Consider the following 9602-nt stretch of genomic DNA (forward strand, 5'->3'; position numbering starts at 1 on the left):
TCGCGGCGGCCCGTGTTCAGCGCGCCTTCGATACGCGCGGCGAGACGGCCGAATGCGACGAGCGGATGCCAGCCGGCCGGTTCGCCGATCGCGCGGTCGACGATCGCGGCCGCGACCGCGAACATCGCGACGACGGGCAGCGACAGCATCAGCATGACGGTGCTCCCGTCTTGAGGTCGAGCGGCAGCCCGGCGACGAGCAGCGTCACGCGCGTCGCGAGCGCGGCGACACGCTGGTTCAGGCGCCCGAGTTCATCGACATAGCGGCGCGTGACCGACCCGAGCGGCACGACGCCGAGCCCGATCTCGTTGCTGACGACGATGACCTTCGCGCGTGCGCCGCGCAACGCCTGTTCGAGCCGGTCGACCTGCGCCGCGTACTGCGCATCGTCGAGCGGTTCGCCGTCGGCCGGGCACAGCAGGTTCGTGAGCCACAGCGTCAGGCAATCGACGAGCAGGCACGCGTGCGGATCGTCGAGCCGCGTGAGCGTACCGGCGAGATCGACGGGCGCGTCGGCGAAACCCCATTCGGCCGGCCGGCGCGCGCGATGGTGCGCGATGCGCTGCGCGAATTCGGCATCGGCGGCGGTTGCGGTCGCGATGTAGGTGACGGGGCGGCCGCTGTCGGCGGCGAGCCGCTCGGCGTGCGCGCTCTTGCCCGAGCGCGCGCCGCCGAGGACGAAGGTGAGGTCGTGCGGAATCATCGCGTGATTGTAACGGCGCGGGCATACCGGCGCGGGGGATAATGCGGCCTTTGCTTCGCGACGACTTTTACACGATGAATGCACCCGAACCGCGGCCGCGCGGCACGCTGATGATCCAGGGCACGACGTCCGACGCGGGCAAGAGCACGCTGGTCGCGGGCCTGTGCCGGCTGGCGCGCCGCGCCGGCGCGCGCGTTGCGCCGTTCAAGCCGCAGAACATGGCGCTCAACAGCGCAGTGACGGCCGACGGCGGCGAGATCGGCCGCGCGCAGGCGCTGCAGGCACTGGCCGCGGGCGTTGCGCCGCATACGGATTTCAACCCCGTGCTGCTGAAGCCGACGAGCGACCGCGGCGCGCAGGTGATCATTCACGGCAAGGCACGCATGAACCTCAATGCGCGCGCGTATCACGACTACAAGCCGGTCGCGTTCGAGGCAGTGCTCGAGTCATACGCACGCCTGCGCGCCGGCTACGACACGGTGATCGTCGAGGGTGCGGGCAGCCCGGCGGAGATCAACCTGCGCGACGGCGACATCGCGAACATGGGATTTGCCGAACGCGTCGACTGCCCGGTCGTGCTGGTCGCCGACATCGACCGCGGCGGCGTGTTCGCGCACCTGGTCGGCACGCTCGCGTGCCTGTCTGACAGCGAGCGCGCACGTGTGCGCGGCTTCGTGATCAACCGCTTCCGTGGCGACTTCAAGCTGCTCGAACCGGGGCTCGACTGGCTGCGCGCGCAAACGGGCAAGCCCGTGTTCGGCGTGCTGCCGTACCTGCACGGCCTGCTGCTCGACGCCGAGGACATGCTGCCCGCACAGGCGCGCAGCGCCGCCGCACGGGGCGACGCCGGCGTGCTGCGTGTCGTCGTGCCGGCGCTGCCACGCATCAGCAACCACACCGATTTCGATCCGCTGCGCGCGCATCCGCAGGTGGAATTCACGTACTGGAAGAGCGGCCCCGTGCCGGATGCCGACCTCCTGATCCTGCCCGGTTCGAAGAGTGTGCAGCGCGATCTGGCATGGCTGCGCGACGCGGGCTGGGACACGCTGATCCGTCGGCACCTGCGCTACGGCGGCAAGGTGATCGGCATCTGCGGCGGGATGCAAATGCTCGGCCGCACGCTCGACGATCCGCTCGGCCTCGAAGGGGCGCCCGGCAACGTGCCGGGGCTCGGGTTGCTCGATTTCGACACGACGCTGCAGCCCGACAAGACGCTGAAGAACGTCACGGGGCATCTCGCGCTGCCGGGCGGGGCCGTGGTGCGCGGCTACGAGATCCACATGGGCGACACGCACGGGCCCGCGCTCGCCTCGCCCGCGCTGGCGCTGGCAGCCGACGCCGCGCAGGACGGCACACGCCCTGACGGCGCGGTTTCTGCCGATGGCCAGATCCTCGCGACCTACGTGCACGGGCTGTTCGACTCGCCCGACGCCTGCACGGCGCTGCTCGCGTGGGCCGGGCTCGACGGCGCGGAGCGCATCGACTATCCGGCGCTGCGCGAGGCATCGCTCGAGCGGCTGGCCGACACGTTCGCCGACCATCTCGACCTCGACGCGCTGTACGCCGAGTTTCGTTGACGCGGCGCGGGCCGTGCTCGCTTTTTCCGCCGGATCGCGTACAACACAGGAGGGCGGATGTCCGCCTGGAGGAGTGCGACGATGAAGGCTCGATGGTGGTGGAGCGTGCTGCTCGCGGCGCTGTTGGGCGTGTCGGCGGTTGCGCACGCGTGCGATTCGTACGCACCGGGCGGCAGCCAGTCCGGTTCCGGCGACGCCACACAAGGCAAAAGCGGTTACTGAAGCAGGTTGCGGGGCATGATCGGTCATGCCCCTTTTTACGTCCCGATTAACTCCTGATTGGAATCAGTTAAAGCGAATTTGCGCGTTTATCGGTCGAATTGGTTCGAATAGAGTGCAATCCATTCACACCACTCACGAAGGAATTCGCCATGAACCCCAATCGCCTCAACGATTTCGCCGCAACCCTGCTGCGCGTCGCGCTCGGCGTGCTGTACCTCGCGCACGTCGCGCAGAAGGTGTTCGTCTTCACGCTGCCCGGCACCGCGCAGTTCTTTGCGTCGATCGGCCTGCCGGGCTGGCTCGCGTACCTGACGACGTTCGTCGAACTGGCCGGCGGCCTGGCGCTGCTCGCGGGCTTCCGTGTGCGCGTCGCCGCGCTCGTGCTGCTGCCGTTCATGCTCGGCGCGACCGCCACGCATCTGCCGAACGGCTGGAGCTTCACGTCACCGCACGGCGGCTGGGAATATCCGGCGTTCTGGGCCGTCACGCTTGCCGTGCAGGCGCTGCTGGGCGGCGGCGCGTTCGCGCTCGGCGCACGGGCGGCCGCGGTTCAGCGTGCGTAAGGGGTAGGCAAGCCCACATGGTGCGGCGCAACCCGTTTCGGTGATACCCGGTTTGCCGATATCATCGCTCCCTGTATCCGCAATCGAGCAGCGCCTGCCATGCGGCGGGCGCCGCGCGGTCTTTTCGGGGGAATTCATGACGGTGATCGTGGTGGCGAATCCGAAGGGCGGCGTGGGGAAGAGCACGCTGTCCACCAATCTTGCCGGCTATTTCGCGGCGCAGGGCGCGTGGGTCGCGCTCGCCGACCTGGACCGGCAGCAGTCCGCGCATGCGTGGCTCAACCTGCGGCCGGCCGGATTGCCGGCGATCGAGGCATGGGAGCTCGATCCGGACGCGCCGACGAAGCCGCCGCGCGGCCTCGAATATGCGGTGATCGATACGCCGGCCGGCCTGCACGGCAACCGGCTCAACGTTGCGCTGCAACTGGCCGACAAGGTGATCGTGCCGCTGCAGCCGTCGATGTTCGATATTCTGGCCACGCAACAGTTTCTGGAGCGCCTCGCCGGCGAGAAGGCCGTGCGCAAGGGCAGCGTCGAGGTCGGGATCGTCGGGATGCGGGTCGATGCGCGCACGCGCTCGTCGGACCAGCTTCACCGGTTCGTCGAAGGGCTCGGCCTGCCGGTGCTCGGCTATGTGCGCGACACGCAGAACTACGTGCAGATCGCCGCGCACGGCCTCACGCTGTGGGACGTCGCGAAGAGCCGGGTCGAGAAGGATCTCGAACAGTGGCGGCCGATCGTCGAATGGGCCGAACGCCGGGCGCCGAAGGCAGAGAAGACGGAAAAGGCCGCCAAGGCGTCCTGATCGCGCGGCCGCCGGGCCGGCGCACGATGAAATGAGAAAGGGCCGGATTCCGTCGAGTACGGAATCCGGCCCTTCGACCACAAGCGGCGCGGCCACTCCCGCGCGCGAGGGCACGCGGGCGGCCGGTCAGGTCAGGTCCAGTTCTGCGTCGGCACGTGATCGCGGTGGCCCTTGATCTTGTTGCCGTCGTCGATGAACACGAGCTTCGGCTTCCAGCCCGCCTGCAGTTCGGCTTCGTCGACCATCGCGAATGCCGCGATGATCACGAGGTCGCCGAGCTGCGCGCGACGCGCGGCCGAGCCGTTCAGCGAGATCATCCCGCTGCCGCGCTCACCCTTGATCGCGTACGTCGAGAAGCGCTCGCCGTTGTTGATGTTCCAGATGTCGATGCGTTCGTTCTCGATGATGCCCGATGCTTCGAGCAGGTCTTCGTCGATCGCGCACGAGCCTTCGTAGTGCAGCTCGCAATGCGTGACGGCCGCGCGGTGGATCTTCGATTTGAGCATGTGGCGCTGCATGATGTCTCCGTGATGCGTCGTGAGAGGCGCGGGCGGGGCGGCCCGTCAGATTTCCAGGTTATCGATGAGGCGCGTCGCGCCGAGCTTCGCGGCGGCGACGACGACGAGCGGTTCGCCGGCTTCGAGCTGGGCCGCGTCCGGCGCGATCAGGTTCGCGCGGCGGCGGATCGAGATGTAGTCGGGCGCCCAGCCGCGGCCGGCCAGATGCGTGCGGGCTATTTCTTCGAGCTTGCCGAGGTCGCGCTCGCCGCCGAGCACGCTTTCGCGGAGGCGCTGCAGCGTCTTTGCGAGTTCGGGCGCTTCGTTGCGCTCGTCGGCCGACAGGTAGCGATTGCGCGACGACAGCGCGAGGCCGTCCTCGTCGCGCACGGTTTCGGCGGCGATGATCTCGACCGGCAGCGCGAGCTGCTGGCACATGCGGCGCACGATCATCAGCTGCTGGTAGTCCTTCTTGCCGAACACGGCGACGCGCGGCTGCACGCAGGCCATCAGCTTCGCCACGACCGTGCACACGCCGGTGAAGAAGCCGGGCCGGAATTCACCTTCGAGGATCCCGCCGAGATCGTCCGGCGGCAGCACGCGGTATTCCTGCGGTTCCGGGTACATGTCGCGCTCGGTCGGCGCGAACAGCACGTAGACGTTTTCCTTCTGCAGCTTCTCGATATCGTCCTGGAGCGTGCGCGGATACTTGTCGAAATCCTCGTTCGGGCCGAATTGCAGCCGGTTGACGAAGATGCTCGCCACGACCGGGTCGCCGTGCTGGCGCGCGAGGCGCATCAGCGACAGGTGCCCTTCGTGCAGGTTGCCCATCGTCGGCACGAACGCCGTGCGGTTCTGTCCGCGCAGCTGGTCGCGCAGTTCATGGATCGAGCTGATGACTTTCATGATCGGGTAGCGGGTTCCTCGCGCTGGCGCGCGTTGGCGCCGCAGCAGCGGCGTCGGGGTCGAAGCGGAGAACGCCGGCGCGCGGGCGGCGCATCGGGCGTCGGCGGATTGTAGAGGATTTGGCCGCCAAACGCATCGAAAAAAGAACGGTCGTTCACTTTTTAATCGGGCGTGCCTGCAACCACTCGCGCGACCGCGCCGGGCTCCGGCGAAGCGGCGAGCGTGCCGGGATGAATCGGGAGAGCGGGAAGGGCGGGCGCGGGCGTTACGCGGGCAGGTACGCGAGACGCACGTAGATCGGCGCGAACGGCTCAGCCTGCGTGATCTCGAGGAGCGATTCGCGCGCGAGTTCGAGCATCGCGATGAAATTCACGACGACGACCGGCACGCCACGCGACGTGTCGAACAGCTCGGCAAACTCCATGAAACGCGCGTTCTGCAGCCGGCGCAGGATCAGGCTCATGTGTTCGCGCACCGACAGCTCCTCGCGGGAGATCTTGTGGTGCTGGACGAGCTTCGCACGCTTGAGCACGTCGGCCCATGCGGCACGCAGGTCGTCCGAATCCACGTCGGGGAAACGCGGCGTGACGCTCTGCTCGATGTAGACCTCGGCGCGCAGGAAGTCGCGGCCGAGCTGCGGCAGCTGGTCGAGCCGTTGCGCGGCGAGCTTCATCTGCTCGTATTCGAGCAGGCGGCGCACGAGTTCGGCGCGCGGATCTTCGGCTTCCTCGCCGGTGTCGGCCTTCTTGACCGGCAGCAGCATCCGCGACTTGATCTCGATCAGCATCGCGGCCATCAGCAGGTACTCGGCCGCGAGCTCGAGGTTCGACGTGCGGATCTGGTCGACGTAGCCCAGATATTGCGCGGTGACCTGCGCCATCGGGATGTCGAGCACGTTGAAGTTCTGCTTGCGGATCAGGTAGAGCAGCAGGTCGAGCGGGCCTTCGAAGGTCTCGAGGAAGATCTCGAGCGCATCGGGCGGGATGTAGAGATCCTGCGGCAGCTTGAAGAGCGGCTCGCCGTACAGGCGAGCGAATGCCGCGACACCGTCGACCGTGTCGGGCGTCGAATCGGCGCCCGCGGGCGCGGCGATCGCGTCGTCCTGCCGGGCGGCGCTGGCCTCGTCGGCGGCGCTCACGTCGTCAGAAGTTCTGGTAGTAGACGTACGACGTTTGCTTCACGCGCGAATCCTGTTGCTCGGCGCGCTCTTCGAGGTCGATCGGCTGCTTGTCCCACAGCAGGGAACGGCCCTTGCGCTGCTCTTCCTCGAGCGTCGGCTTCTGCTGCTTGAGCTGGTTCAGGAACTGCGTGACATCGGACTGGTACGGCATGGCTGGGTTTTCCGTTTCGGGCGGCGCACGATGCGCCGGATTCACGATGGCGGGATTTTACCGCATCGCGGGAACGGTCGGCGTCAATCGCGCGTCGAATCCGCGGGCTGGCGTGCAGGCGGCACCCGGGAGCGCGCCGTCAGGCATGACGTTGCGGCCACGCTTGCTCGCGCCGCGGTTTACAAACATTAAGATTTGACGCCGGCACCCTGTGGTCAAATACAGGGTTTTCCACAAAACCGTGATAACCGAGGGCGAGGTCATATTTGGCGGGGCAGTCGAACCAGCAAGCACACACGGCACATGACGCGGGCCCGCGCGTGGAATGCAATCGCGCCGGCGCCGCGGCCCGCGCCGCGCGGGTGACCCTCGCGGGTTGCGTTGCTGCGTTCTTTGCGCTGCCGGCCCACGCGAAGTACGACGTCGACATCGACGCGCCGAGCTCGGTTCGCAAGCTGCTCAAGTCGCATCTCGATATCGCGCGCTTCGCGAAGCGCGACGACATCAGCGACGACCAGTTCGACTTCCTCGTCACCGCCACGCCGCAGCAGGTGCGCGACCTGACCGCTACCGCCGGCTATTTCTCGCCGGTCGTGCGCACCGACGTGCGCACGCGGGACGGCAAGCGCGACGTGCGCATCGCGGTCGATCCGGGCAAGCAGACCGTCGTGTCGACCGTCGACCTGACGTTCAAGGGGCCCGTCGACACCGAGGATCCGAAGCAGGAAGCCGCGACCCGTTTCGCGTTTTCGCTGAAGCCGGGCGATCCGTTCACGCAGTCCGACTGGGACGGCGCGAAGGGCGCCGCGCTCAGGCAACTGCAGTCGCGCCGCTATCTCGGCGCAAAGATCACATCGTCGGAGGCGCGCGTCGACCCGCGCACGCAGCGCGCGACGCTCGCGGTCACGTTCGACAGCGGCCCGACGTTTACGATCGGCAAGGTCGACGTCGACGGCGTGCGGCGCTATCCGGAAAAGATCGTCACGAACGTCAATCCGCTGTCGGAAGGCGAGATCTACGACGTGCAGCGGATCACCGAACTGCAGCGGCAGTTGCAGAACACGCCGTACTACGCGAGCGTCGCGATCGACGTCGGCGACGATACGGCGAAGCCCGAGCGCACGCCCGTGCACGTGAAGGTCAGCGAGTTCCCGTACAACAACATCCGCGGCGGCGTCGGCTTTGCCACCGATACCGGGCCGCATGTGCAGGGCTCCTATACGTATCTCGACACGTTCGGCGCCGCGTGGCCGCTGACCGTGTCGGGCCGGCTCGACCAGATCCAGCAATACGGGCAGGTCCAGCTGTCGATGCCGCCGGGAGAGAAGGGCTGGACCAACAGCGTGCTCGCGTCGTACACGAACACCAACGTGTCGGACACGCGCATCTACAGCGCGCGGGTCGGCGTGCAGCGCACGCGCACCGGCCAGTTCATCGACTATTCGTATTCGCTGATGTACTACCAGGACCGGCTCGACCAGAACGGCGCGGGTCCGACCACGAGCCGCGCGCTCGTGCCGCAATGGGCGTGGACGCGCCGCAACGTCGACGATCCGCTGTTCCCGCGTTCGGGCAACCTGATCCACGCCGAGGCCGGCTTCGCGATCAAGGGCGTGGCGACCGACCAGACCTTCATCCGCGGCTACGCGCGCGGCCAGCAGTACCTGCCGATCGGCAAGCGCGACCTGTTCGTGTTCCGCGCGGAGCTCGGCGGCGTGTTCACGAGCGGCAGCTCGACCGGCGTGCCGGCGTCGCTGCTGTTCCGCGCGGGCGGCTCGAACTCGGTGCGCGGCTACGGCTACCAGAGCATCGGCAACAGCGTCGACGGCTCCGTGCTGCCGACCAAGTACCTGATGACCGGCACCGCCGAATACCAGCACTGGTTCAACCGCGACTGGGGCGCCGCGACGTTCTTCGACATCGGCACCGCCACCGATGCGTGGGGCGAGCGCGTGTTCTACCCGGGTGTCGGCATCGGCGCGCGCTGGCGCAGCCCCGTCGGCCCGATCAACGTCGACGTCGCGTACGGGTTGCGCAACCATAGCGTGCGCCCGTACCTGACGCTCGGCATCGCTTTCTGACCGTACCGTTTCATCGACGACGAACCGCATGACGAAGGACCCGAACGACACGCCGCCGCCTCACGATCCGGACTCGCCCGACGGTGCGCCCGACGCGCCGCCGCGTACGCCGCGTCGCGGGCCCGTTGCGCGTATCGGGCGTTTCGTCGCATGGACGCTCGCGACGGTCGTGCTGCTCGTCGTGCTGGCGATCGGGCTCGTGCTGGCCGCGGTGACGACCGAGCACGGCACGCGGCTCGCGTGGCAGGTGGCCGAGCGCGTGCTCGGCGCGCGGCTCGCGGGCACGCTCGACGGCGGCTCGCTCGCGACCGGCGTGCGGTTGCGCGGATTCGCGTGGACGAGCCCCGACGGCACCGGCACCGAAATCCGCATCGACCGGCTCGACGGCCGCTGGGCGCTGACCCGCGCGCCGTGGCGGTTGTCCATCGCCTATCTTCGCGCCGGCACGATCGACGTGCGAATCCCGCCGGGGCCGTCGACGCCGAGTACGACGCCGCAGGACCTGAGCCTGCCGCTGCAGTTGCGCATCGACGACCTGCGCGTCGATCACCTTGCGATCCACGATGGCGGGTCGACGACGCAGCTCGACCATATCGCGCTGAACGGCCGCAGCGACGGCCGTCACCATGAACTCGTGCTCGACGGCATCGATACGCCGTACGGCGCGCTGACCGCGCGCGCGAAGCTCGACGGCGTGAAGCCGTTCGCGCTGACGGGCGAAGCCACTTATGCGGGCAAGCTGTCCGACGAGCCGGTCGATGCGCGCGCGCGCGTGTCGGGCTCGCTCGAGGCGCTCGTTGCCGACGTCGACGCGAGCGGGATGAAGCTGAACGGGCGCGCGCACGTCGAGGCCGCGCCGTTCGGCGCGGTGCCGCTCACGCGCGCGTCGCTCGCGTTCGATCACGTGAACCCGCAGG

Annotated in this window: 10 protein-coding genes and 2 pseudogenes; 6 read left to right on the forward strand and 6 right to left on the reverse strand. The window is 68.2% G+C overall.

The window, feature by feature from the left end:
* Positions 1-155 (reverse strand): annotated as a pseudogene (locus G3O06_RS44290) (cobalamin biosynthesis protein); the annotation flags it as partial.
* Positions 149-703, reverse strand: a complete 555-nt coding sequence (cobU, locus tag G3O06_RS44295) for a bifunctional adenosylcobinamide kinase/adenosylcobinamide-phosphate guanylyltransferase (RefSeq protein ID WP_205819856.1) — start codon at positions 701-703, stop codon at positions 149-151. The pseudogene G3O06_RS44290 and the gene cobU, both read right to left, overlap by 7 nt.
* A gap of 74 nt (positions 704-777) precedes the next feature.
* Here cobU and G3O06_RS44300 point away from each other — a divergent pair, with 74 nt between their 5' ends.
* The 4 genes from G3O06_RS44300 (at position 778) to G3O06_RS44315 (ending at position 3870) form a co-directional block, all read left to right on the forward strand.
* Positions 778-2280 (forward strand): cobyric acid synthase, encoded by a 1503-nt coding sequence (locus G3O06_RS44300; RefSeq protein ID WP_205819857.1) that lies wholly within the window; start codon positions 778-780, stop codon positions 2278-2280.
* Positions 2281-2361: 81 nt separating this feature from the next.
* Positions 2362-2502 (forward strand): hypothetical protein, encoded by a 141-nt coding sequence (locus G3O06_RS44305; RefSeq protein WP_174916411.1) that lies wholly within the window; start codon positions 2362-2364, stop codon positions 2500-2502.
* A gap of 149 nt (positions 2503-2651) precedes the next feature.
* Entirely contained in the window at positions 2652-3065 is a 414-nt protein-coding gene (locus tag G3O06_RS44310) for a DoxX family protein (RefSeq protein ID WP_205819858.1), read from the forward strand.
* 136 nt (positions 3066-3201) lie between these two features.
* Positions 3202-3870 (forward strand): ParA family protein, encoded by a 669-nt coding sequence (locus G3O06_RS44315; RefSeq protein WP_205819859.1) that lies wholly within the window; start codon positions 3202-3204, stop codon positions 3868-3870.
* A gap of 131 nt (positions 3871-4001) precedes the next feature.
* Here G3O06_RS44315 and panD read toward each other — a convergent pair whose 3' ends face one another.
* The 4 genes from panD to G3O06_RS44335 all read right to left on the reverse strand — a co-directional run bounded on the left by panD (position 4002) and on the right by G3O06_RS44335 (position 6604).
* Positions 4002-4388: an aspartate 1-decarboxylase gene (panD, locus tag G3O06_RS44320; RefSeq protein ID WP_039368025.1), complete on the reverse strand. Its 387-nt coding sequence runs from the start codon at positions 4386-4388 to the stop codon at positions 4002-4004.
* A gap of 45 nt (positions 4389-4433) precedes the next feature.
* Positions 4434-5273, reverse strand: a complete 840-nt coding sequence (gene panC / locus G3O06_RS44325; protein ID WP_174967713.1) for a pantoate--beta-alanine ligase — start codon at positions 5271-5273, stop codon at positions 4434-4436.
* A 265-nt stretch (positions 5274-5538) separates the two neighbouring features.
* Positions 5539-6411, reverse strand: a complete 873-nt coding sequence (locus tag G3O06_RS44330; RefSeq protein WP_174916415.1) for a ScpA family protein — start codon at positions 6409-6411, stop codon at positions 5539-5541.
* Positions 6412-6415: 4 nt separating this feature from the next.
* Entirely contained in the window at positions 6416-6604 is a 189-nt protein-coding gene (locus G3O06_RS44335) for a DUF3460 family protein (protein ID WP_174916416.1), read from the reverse strand.
* A 266-nt stretch (positions 6605-6870) separates the two neighbouring features.
* On the opposite strand from G3O06_RS44335, the gene G3O06_RS44340 reads away from it, so the two are divergent.
* Complete coding sequence (locus G3O06_RS44340; protein ID WP_205819860.1) at positions 6871-8685, forward strand: autotransporter assembly complex family protein; 1815 nt, start codon at positions 6871-6873, stop codon at positions 8683-8685.
* 28 nt (positions 8686-8713) lie between these two features.
* A pseudogene (locus tag G3O06_RS44345) lies at positions 8714-9602 on the forward strand (hypothetical protein); the annotation flags it as partial.

Origin of the sequence: Burkholderia sp. Ac-20345, from assembly GCF_017104825.1 — a bacterium.
Classification (GTDB): Bacteria; Pseudomonadota; Gammaproteobacteria; order Burkholderiales; family Burkholderiaceae; genus Burkholderia; species Burkholderia lata_B.